The sequence below is a fragment of the Microbacterium caowuchunii genome, from assembly GCF_008727755.1.
GTDB lineage: Bacteria > Actinomycetota > Actinomycetes > Actinomycetales > Microbacteriaceae > Microbacterium > Microbacterium caowuchunii.
The window spans coordinates 2,748,912-2,769,145 of the sequence record NZ_CP044231.1 but is presented as its reverse complement, the minus strand read 5'-3'; the positions used below and the strand labels follow the sequence as shown (position 1 = coordinate 2,769,145).

General features: G+C 71.6%; 18 protein-coding genes. 9 read left to right on the top strand and 9 right to left on the bottom strand.

The window, feature by feature from the left end; all coding sequences use genetic code 11:
* Nucleotides 1-18 precede the first annotated feature (18 nt).
* The 3 genes from F6J84_RS13145 to F6J84_RS13135 are packed head-to-tail and all read left to right on the top strand — an operon-like array spanning nt 19 to nt 2,117.
* The gene (locus F6J84_RS13145; RefSeq protein ID WP_150974262.1) at nt 19-492 is read left to right on the top strand and encodes a ribose-5-phosphate isomerase; all 474 of its coding nucleotides are present in this window, start codon (nt 19-21) and stop codon (nt 490-492) included.
* Nucleotides 485-1,267, top strand: coding sequence for a triose-phosphate isomerase family protein (locus F6J84_RS13140; RefSeq protein WP_238702506.1), 783 nt, complete (start codon nt 485-487; stop codon nt 1,265-1,267). The genes F6J84_RS13145 and F6J84_RS13140 overlap by 8 nt, the downstream gene beginning before the upstream one ends.
* Before the next feature lie 19 nt (nt 1,268-1,286).
* Nucleotides 1,287-2,117 carry a DeoR/GlpR family DNA-binding transcription regulator gene (locus tag F6J84_RS13135; protein ID WP_150974261.1) on the top strand — a complete coding sequence of 277 codons (831 nt, stop codon included), beginning with the start codon at nt 1,287-1,289 and terminating at the stop codon, nt 2,115-2,117.
* 73 nt (nt 2,118-2,190) lie between these two features.
* On the opposite strand, the gene F6J84_RS13130 is transcribed toward F6J84_RS13135, so the two are convergent.
* The 3 genes from F6J84_RS13130 to F6J84_RS13120 all read right to left on the bottom strand — a co-directional run bounded on the left by F6J84_RS13130 (nt 2,191) and on the right by F6J84_RS13120 (nt 5,699).
* Nucleotides 2,191-3,558 carry an MFS transporter gene (locus tag F6J84_RS13130; RefSeq protein WP_150974827.1) on the bottom strand — a complete coding sequence of 456 codons (1,368 nt, stop codon included), beginning with the start codon at nt 3,556-3,558 and terminating at the stop codon, nt 2,191-2,193.
* A gap of 5 nt (nt 3,559-3,563) precedes the next feature.
* Nucleotides 3,564-4,010, bottom strand: a complete 447-nt coding sequence (locus tag F6J84_RS13125) for a MarR family winged helix-turn-helix transcriptional regulator (protein WP_150894071.1) — start codon at nt 4,008-4,010, stop codon at nt 3,564-3,566.
* A 75-nt stretch (nt 4,011-4,085) separates the two neighbouring features.
* Nucleotides 4,086-5,699, bottom strand: a complete 1,614-nt coding sequence (locus F6J84_RS13120; RefSeq protein WP_150974260.1) for a DHA2 family efflux MFS transporter permease subunit — start codon at nt 5,697-5,699, stop codon at nt 4,086-4,088.
* 76 nt (nt 5,700-5,775) lie between these two features.
* On the opposite strand from F6J84_RS13120, the gene F6J84_RS13115 reads away from it, so the two are divergent.
* The 3 genes from F6J84_RS13115 to F6J84_RS13105 are packed head-to-tail and all read left to right on the top strand — an operon-like array spanning nt 5,776 to nt 8,598.
* Nucleotides 5,776-6,624 carry an alpha/beta fold hydrolase gene (locus tag F6J84_RS13115; protein ID WP_150974259.1) on the top strand — a complete coding sequence of 283 codons (849 nt, stop codon included), beginning with the start codon at nt 5,776-5,778 and terminating at the stop codon, nt 6,622-6,624.
* Nucleotides 6,625-6,661: 37 nt separating this feature from the next.
* On the top strand, nt 6,662-7,711 hold the full coding sequence (locus tag F6J84_RS13110) for a lipoate-protein ligase LplAB (protein WP_150894078.1): 1,050 nt from the start codon (nt 6,662-6,664) through the stop codon (nt 7,709-7,711).
* On the top strand, nt 7,708-8,598 hold the full coding sequence (locus F6J84_RS13105; RefSeq protein ID WP_238702504.1) for a DNA-methyltransferase: 891 nt from the start codon (nt 7,708-7,710) through the stop codon (nt 8,596-8,598). The genes F6J84_RS13110 and F6J84_RS13105 overlap by 4 nt, the downstream gene beginning before the upstream one ends.
* A gap of 4 nt (nt 8,599-8,602) precedes the next feature.
* On the opposite strand, the gene F6J84_RS13100 is transcribed toward F6J84_RS13105, so the two are convergent.
* The 3 genes from F6J84_RS13100 to galT all read right to left on the bottom strand — a co-directional run bounded on the left by F6J84_RS13100 (nt 8,603) and on the right by galT (nt 12,635).
* Nucleotides 8,603-10,069 (bottom strand): carboxylesterase/lipase family protein, encoded by a 1,467-nt coding sequence (locus F6J84_RS13100; RefSeq protein ID WP_150974258.1) that lies wholly within the window; start codon nt 10,067-10,069, stop codon nt 8,603-8,605.
* A gap of 233 nt (nt 10,070-10,302) precedes the next feature.
* On the bottom strand, nt 10,303-11,487 hold the full coding sequence (gene galK, locus F6J84_RS13095) for a galactokinase (protein ID WP_275094016.1): 1,185 nt from the start codon (nt 11,485-11,487) through the stop codon (nt 10,303-10,305).
* Nucleotides 11,484-12,635, bottom strand: coding sequence for a galactose-1-phosphate uridylyltransferase (gene galT, locus F6J84_RS13090; RefSeq protein ID WP_150974824.1), 1,152 nt, complete (start codon nt 12,633-12,635; stop codon nt 11,484-11,486). Before galT ends, galK begins: the two co-directional genes overlap by 4 nt.
* A gap of 70 nt (nt 12,636-12,705) precedes the next feature.
* On the opposite strand from galT, the gene F6J84_RS13085 reads away from it, so the two are divergent.
* Nucleotides 12,706-13,671 carry a LacI family DNA-binding transcriptional regulator gene (locus F6J84_RS13085; RefSeq protein WP_150974257.1) on the top strand — a complete coding sequence of 322 codons (966 nt, stop codon included), beginning with the start codon at nt 12,706-12,708 and terminating at the stop codon, nt 13,669-13,671.
* 413 nt (nt 13,672-14,084) lie between these two features.
* Here F6J84_RS13085 and galE read toward each other — a convergent pair whose 3' ends face one another.
* Both galE and pgm read right to left on the bottom strand, forming a co-directional pair.
* Nucleotides 14,085-15,059, bottom strand: a complete 975-nt coding sequence (gene galE / locus F6J84_RS13080; protein WP_150974256.1) for a UDP-glucose 4-epimerase GalE — start codon at nt 15,057-15,059, stop codon at nt 14,085-14,087.
* Nucleotides 15,060-15,553: 494 nt separating this feature from the next.
* Entirely contained in the window at nt 15,554-17,197 is a 1,644-nt protein-coding gene (pgm, locus tag F6J84_RS13075) for a phosphoglucomutase (alpha-D-glucose-1,6-bisphosphate-dependent) (RefSeq protein WP_150974255.1), read from the bottom strand.
* Between the two features lie 88 nt (nt 17,198-17,285).
* On the opposite strand from pgm, the gene F6J84_RS15575 reads away from it, so the two are divergent.
* Nucleotides 17,286-17,549 (top strand): response regulator transcription factor, encoded by a 264-nt coding sequence (locus F6J84_RS15575; RefSeq protein ID WP_191905680.1) that lies wholly within the window; start codon nt 17,286-17,288, stop codon nt 17,547-17,549.
* 581 nt (nt 17,550-18,130) lie between these two features.
* Nucleotides 18,131-19,096, top strand: coding sequence for a prephenate dehydratase (pheA, locus tag F6J84_RS13065; RefSeq protein WP_150974823.1), 966 nt, complete (start codon nt 18,131-18,133; stop codon nt 19,094-19,096).
* Nucleotides 19,097-19,141: 45 nt separating this feature from the next.
* Here the strand turns inward: pheA and F6J84_RS13060 are convergent, their stop codons facing one another.
* A complete protein-coding gene (locus tag F6J84_RS13060) occupies nt 19,142-20,185 on the bottom strand; it encodes an LLM class flavin-dependent oxidoreductase (RefSeq protein ID WP_150974254.1) in 1,044 nt (347 codons plus the stop codon).
* Between the last annotated feature and the right edge of the window lie 49 nt (nt 20,186-20,234).

Sequence of the window (20,234 nt, the reverse complement as noted above, 5' to 3'; positions counted from 1 at the left end):
AGAAAGCAGGAGAGTGACATGACCCGCCAATGGCGCGTGGTCGTCGGTTGCGACGACGCCGGATACCAGTACAAAGAGGCCCTCAAAGCGGATCTCGAGAAGGACCCACGGGTCGCCGAGGTCATCGACGTGGGTGTCGGCGCGGATGGACACACTCCGTACCCCAGCATCGCGATCCGCGCGGCAGAGAAGGTGCGCGACGGTGAGGCGGACCGCGCCCTCCTCGTCTGTGGCACGGGTCTCGGCGTGGCGATCGCGGCGAACAAGGTGCCGGGTATCCGGGCGGTCACGGCGCATGACAGTTTCAGTGTCGAGCGCAGCGTTCTCAGTAACAACGCACAGGTGCTGACGTTCGGTCAGCGCGTGGTGGGGATCGAGCTCGCGCGGAGACTGGCGCGCGAGTGGCTCGGCTACGAATTCGACGAGAGCTCTGCCTCCGCGGAGAAGGTCGCCGTGCTGTCGGAGTACGAACAGACCGGCAGCTGTGGTTGACGAACCGCTCAGTCGCCCGCCGCTGACACTGGGAGTCAGCCTCAAGCTCTATCTGGATGTCGCCAGTACGGAGGAGTGGGCGAGGCGGGTCGCCGACGTCGCCCGGAGCAGCGCTGCCGTCCGGGATGGGCGCGTGCGACTGTTCGTCATGCCGTCCTTTCCCGCCATCCCGTCCGTCCGTCAGGCTCTGCTCGGCAGTGCGGTGGAGCTGGGGGCGCAGAACCTGCACTGGGAGGATCGCGGCCCCTACACGGGTGAGGTCAGCGGAGCGGATCTGAAGGCGGTCGGCTGCACCCTGGTAGAGGTCGGCCATGCGGAGCGGCGCGAGCACTTCGGTGAGGGGCCGGACGTCGTGTGCCGGAAGCTCGTCGCCGCCGTGCGCAACGGTCTGACGCCGGTGCTGTGCATCGGCGAGCGGGGGGAGGTCTCGGCTCCGGCGGCAGCGGAGGAGTGTGTCGATCAACTCGAGTCGGCCCTGGCCGACCTCGCCGACGACGCGGCCGCCGATGTCATCGTCGCGTATGAGCCGGTGTGGGCAATCGGGCGTCCGGTGCCGGCGACGACAGGTCACATCCGCGACGTCGTCGAGGTGCTGCGGGCCCACCTTGGAGCGGATCCGCGGATCGCCAGCTCGTCGGTGATCTACGGTGGTAGCGCACAGGGGGGAATGCTGAGCGAGCTCGGCGAGGCGGTGGACGGGTTGTTCCTCGGTCGCTTCGCCCACGATACGGGTGATCTCGCCGAGATAATCGACGAGGCCGCCTCGCTCCGCTGAGCCGGAATGGGGGAGGACCATGGGTAGCGACCAGCAGGAGGTGCCGGATCTTCTGAACGGTTCGCGGCAGCGACGCCAGGCGGCCAGGCAGCGGGCGATCACCGAGGCCGTCATGGCTGCCGGCGCGCTTCGGATCGAGGAGCTGGCCGACCGGTTCGCCATCAGCCAGATGACCGTGCATCGCGACCTCGACGAGCTGGAAGGGCGGGGCCTGCTCCGCAAGAGCCGCGGTGTGGCGACCGCGCTGTCCACCGCACTGGTCGAGTCCAGCGACGTCTACCGCTCCGGGCGGCAGTTGCCGGAGAAGGAGGCCATCGCGCACGCGGCGATGGAATTCGTGGAGCCGGGTCAGGCGATCATGCTGGATGACTCGACGACGACCCTGCACCTGGTTCCGCATCTTCCGGCGAAGAAGCCGCTCACCGTGATCACGAACACGCTGACGATCATGAACGAGCTGAAGGCCACGAACGGGATCACCCTCCTCGGGCTGGGGGGGCAGTACTACAACTGGTGCAGCGCATACATGGGGCGGATGACCACCACGGCCATCTCCGCGATGCGCGCCGACCTGTTCGTGATGTCGACCGCTGCGATCACGGACGACGTGTGCTTCCACCAGACGCTGGAGACCGTGGACGTCAAGCGCGCGATGTTCGACGCCGCCAGTGTCCGTATCCTGCTTGCCGACCACACCAAGTTCGCCAAGCGGGCACTGCACGCCATGGTCCCGCTGGCGGATTTCGATGCTGTCATCGTGGACTTCGCGACGGATGCCGCGCACGTGAAGCGGCTGCGCAGCGCCGGTGTGAACGTCGTCGTCGCGCGCCGCGGTCCCGTTCCGCGCTGACGTTCGCGGCATCTGAGCGGCCGCCGGCCCGTCCCGCGAGTGCACGACTTCCCGGCGGGCGGCCGTCCCGGCGTCAGGGGGTCGTGCGCTCCGCAGGGGTGCGTGCACTCGGCGCGGGACGCCCGCGACGCCGTTCCGGGATGCGGATGGGCGTCGTGCTCATCACCTCGTCGCTGAACTCCTCCGGGGCGATCACGGCGACGGGGGTCGTCTCGTCGATCGTGAGCCGGAACCGGCGTGCCGTGTCGCGTCGGACGCGTCCCGAGACCAGGAGCCAGGTCACACCGACGGCGCAGGCGGCGAGCCCGGCGACGCCACCGAGGACGATCGCCGACCGGGGGCCCCAGGTGTCCGCGACCCAACCCGCGATGGGCGCACCGATGGGGGTGGCACCCATGAGGACGGCCATGTACAGCGCGAGGACGCGGCCGCGGACCGCCGGGTCGGTGGTGGTCTGCACGTAACCGTTCGCGGTGGTCAGCAGGGTCACCGTCATGAACCCGACGAACACGAGCGCCGCGGCGTACAACGGGTAGGTGGGCATCATCGCGGAGAGGATGGAGAACACTCCGAATCCGCCTGCGGCCATCATCGCCACGCGCATCCGGGCCTTGTCCCTGCGTGCGGACAGCAGGGCGCCGGCGAGGGAGCCGATCGCGAGGATCGAGCTGAGCACTCCGTAGCCGTCGGCGCCTTGGCCGAATTCCACCGCCATCGTCGACGCGAAGATCGGGAAGTTCATCCCGAACGCGCCGATGAGGAACACGATGACGAAGGTCACGATGAGATCTGGCCGCCGCGCGACGTAGCGGAACCCGTCCGCGAGCCGCGCGGCGCCCGGGGCGCGCAGGCGCGGGATGAGCTCGTGCCGGCGGATGAGCGCGAGAGCGACCAGCATGGCGAGGAACGTCGCGGCGTTCGCGATGAAGACCCATCCGGTGCCGACCAGCACGATGAGGAATCCGGCGACCGCGGGGCCGAACAGCCGGGCGCCGTTGAACCCGGCCGCGTTCAGCGCGACCGCGTTCGCGGCGTAGTCCCGGGCCACGACGTCCGTCACGAACGCCTGGCGCGCCGGGGCGTCGAAGGCGTTGGTGATGCCGAAGCCGAGAGCGAAGCAGAACATCATCGGCAGCGTCATGACACCCGACAGCAGGAGGACGCCGACCGCGACCGCCAGTGTCATCAACACCGTCTGGGTGATCATGAGCAGGCGACGCCGGTCGAAGCGGTCGGCCACCCAGCCGGTGATGCCGACGAGCAGGAGCGGCGGACCGAACTGCAGGGCCATCGTGATGCCCATGGCGGTGGCGTCGTTGTCGGTCAGCTGGGTCAGGACCACCCAGTCCTGGGCGGTGGCCTGCATCCAGCCACCGATGTTGGAGACCAGCGCGCCGAGGAACCAGATCCTGAAGTTGTAGAGCCGGAGCGAGCGGAACATGGCACTCATCTGTCCGCCACCTCCCGCAGCACGGGGATGGCCTGCGCAAGCAGATCGCGCTGCGCCGGGGTGAGGTCCGCCAGTGCCCGCTCGAGCCAGGCATCGCGGCGGCGGCGCGTCTCCTCGACGACGGCGCGGCCGGCATCCGTCAGGGTGATGTTGACCTTCCGCCGGTCGTCCCCGTCGGGCGTGCGCACCAGGTACCCGGACTCCTCGAGGCAGTTCACCGTCCGGTTCATGGACGGCGCGGTCACCCGTTCGCGCGCGGCGAGCTCGCCCAGTGTGTGCGGACCGTAGACGCCGAGATTCGCCAGGACGGCGAACTGGCCGTCGCTCATGCTGTCGACGGCGCGCTCGGCGCGCAGGCGCCGGGAGAGCTTGAAGGTGGCCATCCGCAGGTCGGCGGCGGCGTGACCGATGTCGGGGGAGGCGAGTTCCGGGGGTGTGGTCATAGATTACTTAGCATAGCTCATTAGTCATGCTAAGTAAATGAGCGCCCGCCCAGGCGGACCCACCTGCGCGGGCGCTCAGGACGGCTCGGACGAGGCTTCGGCGGGTGCCACCGAGACCTCCTCCGGGGGACGCCGGCCGAGGCTCACGGTGGTGACCAGTCCGACGGCCAGGAAGGCGGCGGCGGTGAAGGCGGCGTAGCGGGTGCCGTCGGAGAACGCCGTGGCCGCGGCGTCCGCCGCCTCCGCCGTGTCCGGGTTCTCGGCGAGTCCGGCGATCGCACCTCCCGCGGAATCCACGACCGCCGCGACGATCTGATCGCGCTGCTGCGCCGGCACGCCGGCGTCGTCGAGGGACGCGGTGAGCGCGGCACCCGTGCTCGTGAAGAGCACGGTGCCGAGGATCGCGACGCCGAGCGCCGAGCCGACCTGCCGCGAGGTGGACTGCGTCCCGGAGCCCTGTCCGGACAGCTCGACGGGGACGTCCTGCAGGATGACGCCGGTCAGTTGTGCTGTGGCGAGACCCACCCCGAAGCCGTACACGAACAGTGCCGGGATGAGCCATCCCCACGCGGCGTCGGGGGAGACGATCAGCGCGATCCACAGGATGCCGATGATCTCGGCGACGAGGCCCATCCGGACGACCGTGACCGGGCGCACCTTGCCCGACATCGCTCCCGCGAAACCGCTCGCGAAGAAGGAACCGACCGCGAGGGCGACGAGCATCAGGCCCACCTGCAGGGCGTTGAACCCGAGCACGAACTGCAGCCAGAGCGGCAGCGACAGGATGACGCCGAACTCGCCGAGGGAGACGACCAGGGCCGCGATGTTGCCGCCGCGGAAGCTGGGGATGCGGAAGAGTGAGAGCTCCAGCAGCGCGGACTTCCCGCTGCGGGTGCGGTACACGCTCCAGGCGAGGAAGAGCACGAGCGAGACGAGCGTGATCGCGAAGGCGACCGGCACGGGGGAGAGGTCCCAAGGCCAGGTGAAGGAGCCGAGGGTGAACACCTCGTCGACACCCCACCACCCGTAGGTGCGCCCCTCGATGAGTCCGAAGACGAGCGTGCCGAACAGCAGGACCGACAGGACCGCGCCGACGAAGTCGATCGAGCGCCGACCCGGTTCGCGGGACTCGGGCACCGTCAGCAGGACGCCGATCAGGATGATGATGCCGAGCGGCACGTTGATGCCGAAGGCCCAGCGCCAGGAGAAGGCCTCGGTGAGCCAGCCGCCGAGGAGGGGGCCGAGGGCTGCCATCCCGCCGATCGTGGAACCCCAGACGGCGAAGGCGATGCCGCGCTCGCGGCCGCGGAAGGTCGCGTTGATGAGGGAGAGCGTGGTCGGCAGGATCATCGCGCCGCCGACTCCCTGGACGAGCCGGGAGAGGATGAGTGACTGGCCGTCGGGGGCCAGCGCGGCGAAGACGGACGACAGCGCGAAGAGGACGACCCCCATCAGCATCAGTCGCCGGCGGCCGAAGCGGTCGGCGAGGGAACCGAACAACAGGAGGAGGGACGCGAAGACCAGCGTGTAGGCCTCCTGCACCCACTGGACCTCGGTCGAGGTGATGCCCAGTTCGTCGACGATCGACGGCACGGCCACGTTGACGATCGTGGAGTCCACGATGATCAGCGATACGGCGATGCTGATGAAGACCAGGCCCGCCCAGCGGCGGCGTGACATATCGGCCATGAGTATCTCGCTTTTCTAGCTAACCGTGCGCAAGAGTACACCCCCCTCGTTTGGCGGTCGCCCCTAGACTCTGCGCATGCCGGAGTTCATCGACGCCTACGGGGTGCCCATCACCTACGACGTGTATCCGGCGGCCGGTACGCCGCGCGCTGTCGTGCAGCTCCTACACGGGCTCGGCGAGCACGCCGGACGGTACACCCGCCTCGCCGAGGCGCTCGCCGCGGACGGTTACGTCGTCTACGCCGATGACCACCGTGGTCACGGCCGCACCGGGATGACCCAGTGGGGCGACGCCGCGCGCCTGGGCAGACTGGGGCAGGGCGGCCACCGGGCGGCCGTCGACGCCCTGTGGCAGTTCTCCCGGCTGATCCGTGCCGAGCATCCCGACCTTCCCCTCCTGCTGATCGGGCACTCCTGGGGGTCGTTCCTCTCGCAGATCCTCCTCGATCGTCATCCGGAGGCGTACGACGCGGTCGTCCTGTCCGGATCAGCGCTGCGCTGGCCGGGAAGCCTCAACGCCGGCGACCTCAACCGGCCATGGAAATCGGCGGACGCCACCGGTGCCGAGTGGCTCGCGAGCGACACGGAGGTGGGCCGGGCGTTCATCGCCGACCCGTTGACGACCTCGGAGCCGCTGTTGCGGCTGTTCGGACCGATCGATGCCGTGCGGTTGTTCGGCCGGCCGCGGAATGACCTCGGTCACGACGTCCCGATGCTGCTGATGGTGGGCGGGGAGGACACGGTCGGCGGTCCCCGCAGCGTGCACATGCTGGCCAAGGCGTACCGTGAGCGGTCCGGCCTCGGGGACGTGACCACGCTCGTCTATCCCGGTGCGCGCCACGAGATCTTCAACGAGGTGGGGCAGGCGGAGATCCGCGCTGACCTCCTCGCCTGGCTCGACAGGCGTTTCCCGGCCCGGGACTGACCGCTCCCCGCCGTCCCGGCACGCCTAGGCTGGAGTCATGCACGGCGAATTCAAGGTGCCCGGCGGGAAGCTCGTGGTCGTCGATCTGGACGTACGGGACGGGCGGATCGCGGACTTCCACCTCGCCGGCGACTTCTTCCTCGAACCCGACGATGCGCTGCAGGACATCGACGCGGCGGTCACCGGGCTGCCGGTGGAGACGGATGCGGCCACGATCGCCGCGACCGTCCGCGCCGCGCTCCCCGAGGGTGCTCAGCTGCTGGGTTTCACGCCCGAGTCCGTGGGGACGGCGGTGCGCCGCGCCCTCGTCACCGCGCCCGGGTGGAAGGACTTCTCCTGGGAGGTCGTGCACGACCGCCCGGTGTCGCCGCGGATGAACCTCGCGCTGGACGAGGTGCTCACCGCCCGCGTGGGAGACGGCCGCCGCGCGCCCACCCTGCGGCTGTGGGAGTGGAACGAGTCCGCCGTCGTGATCGGATCCTTCCAGTCGCTGCGCAACGAGGTCGACCCGGAGGGGGCGGCCCGGCACGGCTACGACGTGGTCCGGCGGATCTCCGGCGGCGGCGCCATGCTGATGGGCGCCAACTCGATCATCACGTACTCGCTGTACGTGCCCGCATCCCTCGTGGCGGGGATGACCTTCGCGGACTCCTATGCGTTCCTCGACGATTGGGTGCTGCAGGCGCTGCGCTCCCTGGGCATCGAGGCGACCTATCAGCCGCTGAACGACATCACCTCTCCCTCCGGCAAGATCGGCGGCGCGGCGCAGAAGCGTCTCGCGAACGGTGGCGTCCTGCACCACGCCACGCTCAGCTACGACATGGACGGTCAGGTGATGACCGAGGTGCTCCGGATCGGGCGGGAGAAGCTCAGCGACAAGGGCACCGTCTCCGCCGCCAAGCGCGTCGATCCGCTCCGCAGCCAGACCGGCCTTCCCCGCGAGGCGATCATCGAGCGGTTCATCGACACCTTCTCGAACCTCTACGGAGCCGTCCCCGGACATATCACCGAAGAGGAATACGCCGAGGCCGAGGCGCTGGTGGCGCAGAAGTTCGCCACCGACGCGTGGCTGCGCCGCGTTCCGTGAGCGGGGCCATCGCCATCCACCCTGGCGACAATCTGGACGTCGCCCGGAGGCTCCCGGACGGCGCGTTCACCGTCGTCTACCTCGATCCGCCGTTCAACACCGGACGCACCCGGACCCGTCTGGCGGGGGCGCCGACCGGAGGACCGCGGGCCGCCTCGCGTGCCGCGCGTGCGGTTTCCGGGGACGCGCCGGAGACGGGAGCCGATCTGCACCGCGGCTTCCGCGGGCAGGGGTACGCGCGCCTGCGCGGGGACCTCGGCGTGTACGACGACACGTTCGAGGACTACTGGTCGTTCCTGGAGCCGCGTCTGCTCGAGGCGTGGCGCGTCCTCGCGCCCGACGGCACGCTGTACCTGCATCTGGACTACCGCGAGGTGCATTACGCGAAGGTGATGCTGGACGCGCTGTTCGGCCGCGACCACTTCCTCAACGAGATCATCTGGGCCTACGACTACGGGGCCAAGACGAAGCGGCGCTGGCCCACCAAGCACGAGACGATCCTCGTCTACGTGAAGGACCCCGACGCCTACTGGTTCGACGCGGATGCGGTCGATCGCGAGCCCTACATGGCGCCCGGGCTCGTCACCGCGGAGAAGGCGGCACGGGGGAAGCTCCCCACGGACGTCTGGTGGCACACGATCGTCCCGACGACCGGGCGGGAGAAGACCGGCTACCCGACGCAGAAGCCCGAGGGGATCCTCCGCCGGATGATCCAGGCGTCCAGCCGCCCGGGCGACGCGGTGCTGGATCTGTTCGCGGGCAGCGGCACCACCGGAGCCGTCGCCGCGGCGCTCGGCCGCCGTGCGGTGCTCGTGGACGACAACCCCGAGGCGATCGAGGTCATGCGTCGGCGCTTGCCGGATGCGGTGGTCCTCCCCGGTCCGTGAGCGGTCAGCCGAGGGCGGCTGAAGCGTAGCCGTCGCGGATCACCGCGGGCCCCGGGGCGGGGTCGTCGAACACCCGGGTCGTCCGTTCCGGTTCGCGCCAGGGTTGCCAGTCCTCGGTGTGGTCGCGCACGAGGCGGACGGCCGCCCCGTGCATCGCGTCGGCCAGGGCCTGGGGCGGATCGTCCCCCGTGATGGCCGTCACGCGATCGGCATCCAGGCAGTCGAACCAGAACGGCACGTCCAGGCAGTGGCCGGCCCAGCCGATGACGGGGGAGGCCCAGGAGAACCGATACGCCCACGTCGGCGCGGCGGCTTCCCGGCGGGCCCGCAGGACGCGGGCGACGAGGGAACGGAAGACGCGGTCGGAGACGTAGCGTCCGAGCAGTCCTGCGGTGCCGCGGCGACGCTCGATCGGGTTGGCCCTGAGGTAGGCGCGGCGGTCCTGTCCGCGCAGGCCCAGCATCCCGAGGCCGAGGTCCCTCGGGACGAAGCGAAGCATGCGCTGCATCCGCATCGTCACCATCGTGAACTCGTCGTCGGCGGCGCCGATGAGCAACGGCTTGTCGGACCCCACGCCGGCCGCCAGGGAATCGACGGTCGGGCGGGTGAGGAGTTCGCCGTCGATCATGGGTCCCCAGGCGAGGTTGCGGAGCATCTCTCGGACGGACGCGAGGCGGTCGCGGGAGGGGGCGTGCGCGGCCCGGTCCTGCAGAGCGTGCAGGGTCTCCTCGTCGACCGACGCGAACCCCGACCGATCCGCCGTGACGCCCGCCAGCGCCGCGAGCCGTGCCGCGCGGGAGCGCGCCTCGTCGGCGGGGACGTCGCCGATCGCCGCGGAGACCGACCAGGCGGCGTGGAAGAGGTGCTGTGCGGTCGGCATCCCGAGCAGGGTCAGCACGGCGCCGCCGCCGGCGGACTGCCCGCCGATCGTCACGCGGTGCGGGTCACCGCCGAACGCGGCGATGTTCTCCTGTACCCACTCCAAGGCGGCGAGCCAGTCGCGGACGCCCCGGTTGCCGGGTGCTCCGTCGATGTGGCCGAACCCGTCGAAGCCGAGGCGGTAGGAGATGGTCACCACGACCACGCCGTCCCGGGCGAAGCTCGCACCGTCGTACCACGGGCTGGCCGGGGCACCCGAGACGAACGCGCCGCCGTGGATCCAGACGAGCACGGGCAGCGCCGCCGCGGCATCCGTGGACGGGGTGAAGACGTTCACGTTCAGGGTCGCGTCGCCGGGGACGGACGGCTCCGGGATGAGCGTGATCCCCGCGTCGCCGCGCTGCGGGGTGGGTCCGTAGGCGGTGGCGTCCCGGATCCCCGGCCACGGCTCCGGAGGAACGGGGGCCGCGAAGCGCAGGTCCCCGACCGGCGCCTGGGCGAACGGGATGCCGAGGAACGCGGCCGAACCCGGTCGCTGGATCCCGCGGACCGCGCCCGCTGCGGTGTGCACGACGGGCGGTTCGGGTGTCACGGTGCTCCTCGGGTCGGCGGGTGGGTCGCCGGCCGGCGGTGGCCCCGGCGTGCGGGCCTTCGGTGCGGCGAGCGATCCGCCGCCAGGATAGTCGGCCGGAGGTGGGTGTCGGCTGCATCCGCCCCTCGTGGACGCGGCCCGGACGCGCGTGGTTCGCAGGGATGCGCCGGAAACGTGCGGGGTTGGCGCGATCCTGCGGAGTACGGATCCGGCAGTGCCCGACCGGCGGGTGCTCAGTCCCGCCTGGCGCCCGAGCCCGCGCGCACCGTGAAGATGTGCGGGGCGGTGTGGCCGGCGGCGGTGAACGCCGTGCGCACGGCATCCGCCACGGCATCCCGGAGCCCATCCTCGACGAGCGCGATCGCCGCGCCTCCGAAGCCGCCGCCGGTCATCCGGGCGCCGAGGGCGCCCGCCGCGAGGGCGGTGTCGACGGCGGTGTCGAGCTCGGGGGTGGAGATCTCGAAGTCGTCGCGCATGGACGCGTGCGAGGCCGTCAGCAGGTCCCCGATGGCGCGGGGCCCCTGTTCGCGCAGCGTGCGCACGGTGTCCAGCACGCGCTGGTTCTCGGTGACGATGTGACGCACCCGCCGGAACGTGACGTCGTCCATCCTCGCCTCGGCGGCGGGGAGGTCGGTCAGCTGGACGTCGCGCAGGGCCGGCACGCCCATGAGCTGCGCGCCCCGCTCGCAGGACGCGCGGCGCTCGCGATAGCCCCCGGTCGAGTGGGCGTGCGAGACCCGGGTGTCGATCACCAGGAGTTCGAGGTCGTTCGCGGTGAAGCCGAGGTCCACGACGTCCGTGTCCAGCGTGCGGCAGTCCAGGAAGATCGCGGCGTCCTCGCGGCCGAGCACCGAGGCCATCTGATCCATGATGCCCGTGGGTGCGCCGACCGCCTCGTTCTCGGCCTTCCGGCCCGAACGGGCGAGCGCCACCGGTTCGAGCTCCAGCGCCCAGGTGTCGTTCAGGGCGTATGCCGTCGCGCTCTCGATCGCAGCGGATGACGACAGTCCGGCGCCGACGGGGACGTCGGAGGCGATCGCGATGTCGACGCCGGTCACCGCGTCGGCGGCTCTCCCGGCGGCGTGCAGCAGCGCCCACGCGACTCCGAGCGGATAGCGGGACCACTCCGGCACCTCGTCGCGCGCGTCGGGGAAGAGGGCATCGAGCGCGTCGAGCGGGACCTCCACCGGGACCTCGTCGAAGGTCGAAACGACGCGGATGCGTCCGTCCGCGCGCCCTCCGAGGGCCACGTGGGTTCGGTGCGGGATGGCGAAGGGCAGCACATAGCCCTCGTTGTAATCGGTGTGCTCGCCGATGAGGTTCACCCGGCCGGGCGCCGACCACGACCCGTCCGGCTCGTGCCCCGTCATGCGGTGGAAGAGGTCTCGGGCGGCGGCTGCCGCATCCGTTCCGGTCACAGCTGGACTCCTTGGATGGCGTCGCGGAGACGGGCGGCCGCCGCTTCCGGCGGGACGTCGCCGATCCAGGCGCCCATGGCGGCCTCGGACCCCGCGAGGTACTTGAGCTTGTCCGCGGCGCGCCGCGGCGAGGTGAGCTCGAGGCGGAGGCGGGCACCGGCGCGTCCGACGTGGACCGGGGCCTGATGCCAGGCGGCGATGTACGGGGTCGGGGTCTCGTAGAGCGCGTCGACCCCGCGCAGGAGCCGCAGATAGAGCGGCGCGAGTTCGTCACGCTCCGCAGCATCCGTCTCCGCGAAGTCGGCGACGTGACGGTGCGGGACGAGGTGGACTTCGAGGGGCCACCGCGCGGCGAACGGGACGAACGCCGTCCAGTGCTCGCCGCGGAGGACGACCCGCTCGCTCGCGGATTCGAACGTCAGGATGCGGTCGAACAGGTCGTCGCCGGTGCGTTCGAGCGCGGACAGGAGCCGGTGCGTGCGCGGGGTGACGTAGGGATAGGCGTAGATCTGCCCGTGCGGATGGGGCAGGGTGACGCCGATCTCCTGACCGCGATTCTCGAACGGGAAGACCTGCTCGATCCCGGGGAGCGCCGACAGGGCAGCCGTCCGGTCGGCCCACGCCTCGATCACGGTGCGCGCCCGGGTGACGGTCTGGGTCCCGAAGGAGCCGGTGTGGTCGGGGCTGAAGCACACCACCTCGGTGCGTCCGACGGATGTGCGGGTCCGGCCGAGTCCGTACTCCGCGAGGTCCGCCAGTCCGAGCGGCGGGTCGGTCGCCGCGGGGGCGTCCGCCGTCGCTTCCGCGAGGGCGGGCCCGAAGGACGGCGACTTGTTCTCGAACACGGCCACGTCGTAGCGCGAGGGGATCTCGGACGGGTTCGTCGGGGTCTGCGGCGAGAGCGGGTCGAGCTCGGCCGGGGGGAGGAACGCGCGGTTCTGCCGATTCGCGGCGATCGATATCCAGTCGCCGGTGAGGACGTCCAGTCGCATCGTCGCGGTCTCCGGGCGGGGGGACAGGTCGCGGGCGTCCACCGAGCGCTCCGGCCCGAGCGTCGTCCCCGGGTCGTCGAAATAGATGAGCTCGCGCCCGTCCGCCAGGCGGGTGGTGCGCTTCACGACGCCGCCGCCGAGGGTCGTGGTCGCCATGGAGATGTTCACGATAACACGCTACATTCCGTGCATGCTATCGTCAACACAGGGAGTGAACGGGAGAGTCATGGCGCGCGTGTCGATGGCGGATGTCGCCGCCCGGGCGGGTGTTTCGGCGCAGACCGTCTCCCGCGTGGTCAACGGCAGTCCGCGCGTGGATCCCGCCACCCGCGAGCGGGTCGAAGAGGCCATGGAAGCGCTCGGCTATCGCATGCACCGGGCAGCACGGGCGCTCCGCACGGGCCGGACGCGCACGATCGGCCTCGTCGTGTCCACGCTCGCCTCGGTGGGCAACTCGCGCATGCTGCAGGCCATCGCCGAGGCCGCCGGTGCGCGGGACTACGCGCTCGCGATCGTCACCGTCACCGGCACGAGGGCGGTGGCGGAGGGGTTCGCGCACCTGCACGACCAGGGCGTCGACGGGGCGATCGTGCTGAACGAGGCGACCATGCTCGCCCGCGACACCGAACCACCCGCGGGACTGGGCATCGTCGTGGTGGATTCACCGCCGGACGACCGCTTCGCCATCGTGCAGACCGACCATGCCGGGGGCGCGCGGGATGCGGTGGCGTACCTGCTCGAACAGGGGCACGACACGGTCCACCACCTCGCCGGACCAGCCTCGTCCTTCGCCGCGGCGGAGCGGGAACGGGGATGGCGCGAGGCGCTCGTGGGAGCCGGGGCTTTGGTCCCGGAGCCGGTTCGCGGGGACTGGACCTCGCACTCCGGATACGCCGCCGGCGGGGCGCTCGCGGCCGCATCCGCCGTCTTCGTCGCGAACGACCAGATGTCGCTCGGGCTGCTGCGGGCGCTGGCCGAGGCCGGTCGGCGCGTGCCGGAGGACACCGCGGTGGTGGGGTTCGACGACGTCGTGGATGCGGCCGACTACCGCCCGCCGCTCACGACCATGCGGCAGGACTTCGACGCGCTCGGCGCGCAGGCGGTGGCGGCGCTCGTGGCGATGATCGAGCGCGGCGAGCCGCCCGCACGGGTGACGGTCCCCGCCACCCTGGTGGTCCGCGCCAGCGCCTGACCCTGCGGGGCGCCGGGCGGGTGCACTGGCCGTCCCACTCCGCCGTGCACAACGGCGGAGATCGAGCGCGGCGCGCCGTGCCTGGGCCGGCGGTGGCGGGGTGTCGGTGACGAACTGTGCCGTTGTGCCCCCGGTCGGCGTGTGCGGCTGTGCGCCCGGTGCCGGACCCAGGTGGGCCGCGCCGGGTCGGAGCCGTCAGGGTGCGCAGCATCCGGGTGCACAACGGCGGAGATCGAGCGCGGCGCGCCGTGCCTGGGCCGGCGGTGGCGGGGTGTCGGTGACGAACTGTGCCGTTGTGCCCCCGGTCGCCGTGTGCCGTTGTGCGCCGACCGCTGGATGCGGCTACGCGCCGACCGCCCGGACCACCGGACGCGCCGGTGCGCGCGGGCACACCCCCGGCCCGGCGGCGGGGGTCAGGCCCGGCGGCGGGCTTCCCAGCCAGAGCGCACCATCTCGTCCACCGTGTGACGGTTGGCCCACTCCAGATCCCGCGCCGCGAGCTCGCCCGTCGCGACGATCCGGTCCGGATCGCCTGCGCGGCGCGGACCGATCTCGGGCGTGAAGCCGATGCCGGTCACCCGCGCCATGGCGTCCATGATCTCCCGCACCGACAGACCGTTCTGCGACCCGAGGTTGTACGCGGGCTCGACCGGCTCTCCGGCGGCCAGCCGACGCGCGGCGACGGCGTGGGCTGCGGCGATGTCCGCCACGTGCACGTAGTCCCGCACGTTCGTGCCGTCGGGGGTGTCGTAGTCGTCGCCGTTGATGCGCGGGGTCTCCCCGGCCAGCAGTTTCTCGAACACGATCGGGAACAGGTTGTGCGGGCTCGTGTCGTAGACCGACGGGTCGCCCGACCCGACGACGTTGAAGTACCGGAGCGACGTGTGGCGCAGCGGCAGCGCCGAGTCGGCGGTGGCGACGGCCTGGTCGCGGATCAGCCACTCGCCGATCAGCTTCGACTCGCCGTAGGGGGAGGCGGGACGCTTGGGCAGGTCCTCGGTCACGAGCGGCACGTCCGGGGTGCCGTAGACGGCCGCACTGGAGGAGAAGACGAGCTTGTCCACCCCTGCATCCGCCATCGCCGCGAGCACCACGCGGGTGCCCTCCACGTTCTGCTCATAGGTGTGCAGCGGGCGCTGCACGGAGACGCCGGCGTACTTGTATCCCGCGACGTGGATGACGCCGGTCACGGCGTGCTCTCGGAGCGTCTGCTCGACGAGGGCGCGGTCCAGGATGCTGCCGCGGACGAACGGGACGCCCTCGGGGACGAAGCCCTCGTGGCCGCTGGAGAGGTCGTCGATCACGACGGGCGGCAGCCCCGCATCCGCGAGCGCGCGAACGACGTGCGCGCCGATGTAGCCGGCGCCTCCGGTGACAAGCCAGGACATGTGTCTCCTCCGTGTGCCGAGCTCCTCGGCTGTTCGCGTGGCGGGCGGATGCCGGTCACGCCCTCCCATTCTGCCCGGCCGGGCGTGCCCCGCGACTCCGCCTCCCCGACCCGACCGGGCGCGACCGGGCGCACAGCGGCACATGTCGATGCCGACACCCCGGGCGCGGCGCACCGGACCCGGGGTGTCGCTCCAGATCTCCGCCGTTGTGCGGGGGGAGGGCAAGGGGATGTCGGTCGGGAGGTGGAACGCCGACGACCTCAGCAATGGGCGAGCCCGCGGCGGCCGGCCGCACAACGGCGGAGTCCGTCCGCGACACCCCGGGCTGCGGCATCCTGGGTCGGGGTGTCGGCGAGGACTTGTGCCGTTGTGCGTGTCCGGGGGCGGATGCGGGACCCGCCGCGGCCGGGCGGGGCGCCCCGACGCCCGGCAGGCGCCCAGCCCCCCGACGCCCGGCAGGCGCCCAGCGGCCCGGCGCCCAGCCGGCGCCCGGGCTACGCCCCGGCGAGAGCCTCCGTCACGACGGCGCGGGCCTCGTCCTGCACCAGGCGCAGGTGGTTCTCGCCGCGCAGCGACTCGGCGTACAGCTTGTAGACGTCCTCGGTCCCGGAGGGGCGGGCGGCGAACCAGGCGTCCGCCGTGACCACCTTCAGTCCGCCGATCGCAGCCCCGTTGCCGGGTGCGTGCGAGAGCTTCGCGGTGATCTCCTCTCCGGCGAGCTCGGTCGCGGTGACCGCGTCCGGGGACAGCTGCGCCAGCGCGGCCTTCTGCGCGGGGGTCGCCGGGGCGTCCACCCGCTGATAGACCGACGCGCCGTAGGTCGCCTCGAGCTCGGCATAGCGCTGCGACGGGCTCATCCCGGTGACCGCCTGCATCTCCGCCGCGAGCAGGCAGAGCAGGATGCCGTCCTTGTCGGTCGTCCAGACGGAACCGTCGAAGCGCAGGAACGACGCCCCCGCGGACTCCTCGCCGCCGAAAGCGACCGAGCCGTCCAGCAGCCCCGGCACGAACCACTTGAAGCCGACCGGCACCTCGTACAGCCGGCGGCCGAGCGCCTCGACGACGCGGTCGATGATCATCGACGACACGAGGGTCTTGCCGACCGCCGCATCCGCCGACCATCCCTCGCGGTGCGAGAACAGGTAGTCGATCGCGACCGCCAGGTAGTGGTTCGGGTTCATGAGTCCGGCGTCCGGCGTGACGATGCCGTGGCGGTCCGAGTCCGCATCGTTCCCGGTGAGGATGTCGTACTCGTCCCGGCGCGCCACGAGCGAGGCCATGGCGTTCGGGGAGGACGGATCCATCCGGATCTTCTCGTCCCAGTCGAGCGTCATGAACCTCCACGTCGGGTCGACGTCCGGGTTCACGACGGTGAGGTCGAGGCCGTAGTGCTCCGCGATGAGGGCCCAGTAGTCCACCGACGCCCCGCCCAGCGGGTCGGCGCCGATCCGGATGCCGGACCGCTTGATGGCCGCCATGTCGATGATGGAATCGAGGTCGCGCACGTACGCCTCACGGAAGTCGTACTGGCCGAGCGCGTCCGCGTCGATGTCGGCGAACCGGGTGCGGCGCACGCCCTCGAGCCCTCCGGCGATCAGCTCGTTCGCGCGGTCAGCGATCCACGAGGTCGCGTCGGTGTCGGCGGGGCCGCCGTGCGGGGGGTTGTACTTGAACCCGCCGTCGCGGGGCGGGTTGTGGCTCGGGGTCACCACGATCCCGTCGCTGCGGCCCGGTGCGTCCGCGGCGAGGTCGCGGTTGAAGGTGAGGATGGCGTGGCTCAGGGCGGGGGTGGGCACCCAGGAGTCGCGGGCGTCCACGCGGACGTCCACGCCGTTCGCCACGAGCACCTCGATCGCGCTGCGCTCGGCGGGCAGCGACAACCCGTGCGTGTCCCGCCCGAGGAACAGCGGCCCGGCGATGCCCTGCGCCGTGCGGTAGTCGACGATCGCCTGCGTGGTGGCGAGGATGTGGACCTCGTTGAAGCTCGTGGACAGGCTCGACCCGCGGTGACCGCTGGTGCCGAACGCCACCCGTTGGGCGGGCACGGCGGGATCCGGCTTCCGGTCGTAGTACGCGGCGATCAGCTCGTCGACGTCGATGAGGTCGGATTCTTCGGCGGGAAGTCCAGCGCGGCTCATGGCCTCAGTCTGCCACCCGTCCGCGTCGCGTGCGCGGGTCCGGGGAAGGTTGCGTGCGGGACTTCGAGGACATCGCCACCCGGCCCTATTGTCGGATCCGGGGGCATCGATCGAGAACAGGACACGCGTCGCGGTCGTCGACGACCACCAACTGGTCGCGAGGGCGGTCGGCGGTCTCATGGCGGCGGAGCCGGAGCTGGAGTTCACGCGGCACGCGCCCAGCGTCGCGAAGCTGATCGGTCCGCGCTGCGACGCCGATGTGGTCATCCTCGATCTGAGTCTGCGGGACGGGACGACCCCGGCGGAGAGCGTCCGCGCCCTGCAGGCGTGGGCGCCGAGGTGCTCGTGCTGACCTCGGCGGAGAACCCCTACCTCGTGCGGGAGGCCTCGCGGACCGGGGTGCTCGGCATCGTGCGCGAGTCCGCGCCGCGCGAGGTGCTGGGTCACTACGCCTCGGGGATGGGCGCGCGCGAGGTCGCCGCCGCGCTCTTCGGCAGCGAGAACACCGTCAACGATCACCTGCGCCGCATCCGTGCGGTCTACCACCAGCTCGGCCGTCCCGCCGGGACCAAGGTGGAGCTCTACCAGCGCGGCGGGTCCGGCCGGCCGGCGCACGGCCGCGTCGGTGACAGCCGACGGGACATCCACCGACTTCGGGGGCTGATCGGCGCGTTTCGCGACCACCGCCCCGCTCCACCCCGTCGACTCGCCAGGATCGGCGGGTCCGGCCGACCAGAATGCGCCGATCCTGGCGAGTCGACGGGTGTTCACCGCGGGGGAGAAGCGCTTCGTCACCCGCGGCGACGCGAATGCGGTCGCCGTCGCGGCGCTCTGCGGCTACGCGGGATGGATGTTCGTGGGCGCGGCTCGGGAACGGCGACCGGGGAGGACGAAGGTCCCCGTGCCGGAAGCGCGCGGCTAGGCTTGATCTCCGTGAGCAGCGAGCCCGAGGCAACGACACCCGCACGTCGGACATACAGCTACCTCGGCCCGGCCGGAACCTTCACGGAGGCCGCGCTCGCCCAGGTGCCCGAGGCGCGCGGTCAGGTCTGGAACCCGGTCCGCAATGTCGCCGAGGCCCTCGCCGACGTCGTCGAGGGACGTTCGGATGCTGCGATGATCGCGATCGAGAACTCGGTCGACGGCGGCGTCTCCACCGCCCAGGACGCACTCGCCACGATGCCGGGCCTGCGGATCGTCGGGGAGTACCTCGTGCCGGTGCGGTTCGTGCTCGTCGGGCGCCCCGGAACCACCCTCTCGGACGTGTCGCTCATCGCGGCGCACCCCGTCGCCTACGCGCAGTGCCTGCAGTGGCTGGGCCGGGAACTGCCCGCGCACGCGCACCTGCCCGCGGCGAGCAACGTGGCCAGTGCGCTCGACATGCTGGACGGGACGAGCAACGCGGATGCGGCGATCGCCCCTCCCGGCATCCTGGAGCACCACGAGCTCGAGCTGCTCGCCGAGGACATCGGCGACAACAAGGACGCCGTCACCCGATTCGTGCTGGTCAGCCGCACGGTCGCGCCGCCGAACCCGACCGGCGCCGACAAGACCTCCCTGATCGTCGAGCTCCCCGAGGAGTACCCCGGCGCGCTCATGGAGATGCTCGAGCAGTTCGCCACGCGGGGAATCAACCTGAGCCTGCTCGCGTCCCGGCCGGTGGGCGATGCGCTCGGCCGGTACCGGTTCGTCATCGACGCGGACGGGCACGTGCTCGACGAGCGGATGGCGGACGCCCTGCTGGGGCTCCGCCGGTTCAGCCCGAAGATGATCTTCCTCGGTTCCTACCCGCGGGCGGACCGCGTGATCAACCGTTACCCCGACCGGTACTCGGACGATGTGTTCGTCGAGGCGCGCGACTGGCTGCGCGGTCTGATCAGCGGCGAGCCCACCGCCTGACCCGCCCGTCCTCGGTTGCGGCGTGACGGCGCGGACGCGACCCGCTCAGTCCAGGGCCGTGGCGAGGAGTTCGAGCGTCTGCGCCCGCCCGTTCGCGGAGTCCATCGGCTCGTCGGCGTAGGAACCCGCGACCGGGGAGATCATCACCTCGTCGACCTGGTGCGTCGCCGCGAAGTCGCGGAGGGAGGATGCCGCATCCGCCGGCGTCCCGATGAACCAGGACGAGCGGGCCCAGTCCGCGAACGGGGCGCCCAGGCTGTCGACGGACTCCGCCTCGCGCGCCTGCTCCACCGTCTCGAGCGCCACGAGCGGACGGCCGGAACGCAGCCGCGCCATCATCCGCACCTGCGGCAGCGCGCGGTCCCACGCCTCCTCGGCGGTCGGGGCGACGACGGCGTTCGCGGTGACGAACGTCCGCGGCTCCGGATGCGCTTCGCTCGGCCGGTACTGCCCGCGGTAGAGCGCGAGCGCGTGCTCGAGGCCCTGGCCGGAGAAATGGTTCGCGAACACGTACGGGAGGCCGGATGCGGCGGCGAGCTGCGCCGAGTAGTCGCTGGAACCGAGCAGCCACACCTCGGGATCGCCTGTCGCCGCGGGGGTGGCGCGGAGGTCGTACGTGCCGCCGGAGGTGAAGGTCAGCGTCGCCCCGTCGCCGCCGACGAGGGCGCGGATGTCACGGATGTGGTCGGGGAACTGATCGACGTCGCTCGTCGTGCCGCTGCGGCGCAGCAGCTGTGTGATGACGGGGTCGCTGCCGGGCGCGCGCCCGATCCCGAGGTCGATCCGGCCGGGGGCGAGTGCCTCCAGTGCGGCGAACTGCTCCGCCACGATGAGCGGTGAGTGATTGGGGAGCATCACCCCGCCGGATCCCACGCGGATCCGCGTCGTCCGCATCGCGGCGGCGGCGATCAGCACCGGCGGCGTGGTCGAGGCGACGGCGGGCATGTTGTGGTGCTCGGCGAACCAGTACCGCGTGAACCCCAGATCGTCGGCGCGCGCGGCCAGTGCCAGGGACGCGGCCATCGCCTCGGCGCTCGACTGTCCGGTGCGGACGGGGACGAGATCGAGCACGGAGAGAGAGGGCGTCATGTCCGGTGCAACGGCAGGGCGGTGCGCCGGTATTCCGCGCGATCCGGGG

Coding starts and splice junctions, on each gene's coding strand:
- F6J84_RS13135 (WP_150974261.1), top strand. CDS start 1,287: ATGGGTAGCGACCAGCAGGAGGTGCCGGATCTTCTGAACGGTTCGCGG.
- F6J84_RS13130 (WP_150974827.1), bottom strand. CDS start 3,558: ATGTTCCGCTCGCTCCGGCTCTACAACTTCAGGATCTGGTTCCTCGGC.
- F6J84_RS13110 (WP_150894078.1), top strand. CDS start 6,662: ATGCACGGCGAATTCAAGGTGCCCGGCGGGAAGCTCGTGGTCGTCGAT.
- F6J84_RS13145 (WP_150974262.1), top strand. CDS start 19: ATGACCCGCCAATGGCGCGTGGTCGTCGGTTGCGACGACGCCGGATAC.
- F6J84_RS13085 (WP_150974257.1), top strand. CDS start 12,706: ATGGCGCGCGTGTCGATGGCGGATGTCGCCGCCCGGGCGGGTGTTTCG.
- pgm (WP_150974255.1), bottom strand. CDS start 17,197: ATGAGCCGCGCTGGACTTCCCGCCGAAGAATCCGACCTCATCGACGTC.
- F6J84_RS13120 (WP_150974260.1), bottom strand. CDS start 5,699: ATGGCCGATATGTCACGCCGCCGCTGGGCGGGCCTGGTCTTCATCAGC.
- galT (WP_150974824.1), bottom strand. CDS start 12,635: ATGGCGACCACGACCCTCGGCGGCGGCGTCGTGAAGCGCACCACCCGC.
- F6J84_RS13125 (WP_150894071.1), bottom strand. CDS start 4,010: ATGACCACACCCCCGGAACTCGCCTCCCCCGACATCGGTCACGCCGCC.
- F6J84_RS13115 (WP_150974259.1), top strand. CDS start 5,776: ATGCCGGAGTTCATCGACGCCTACGGGGTGCCCATCACCTACGACGTG.
- F6J84_RS13060 (WP_150974254.1), bottom strand. CDS start 20,185: ATGACGCCCTCTCTCTCCGTGCTCGATCTCGTCCCCGTCCGCACCGGA.
- galE (WP_150974256.1), bottom strand. CDS start 15,059: ATGTCCTGGCTTGTCACCGGAGGCGCCGGCTACATCGGCGCGCACGTC.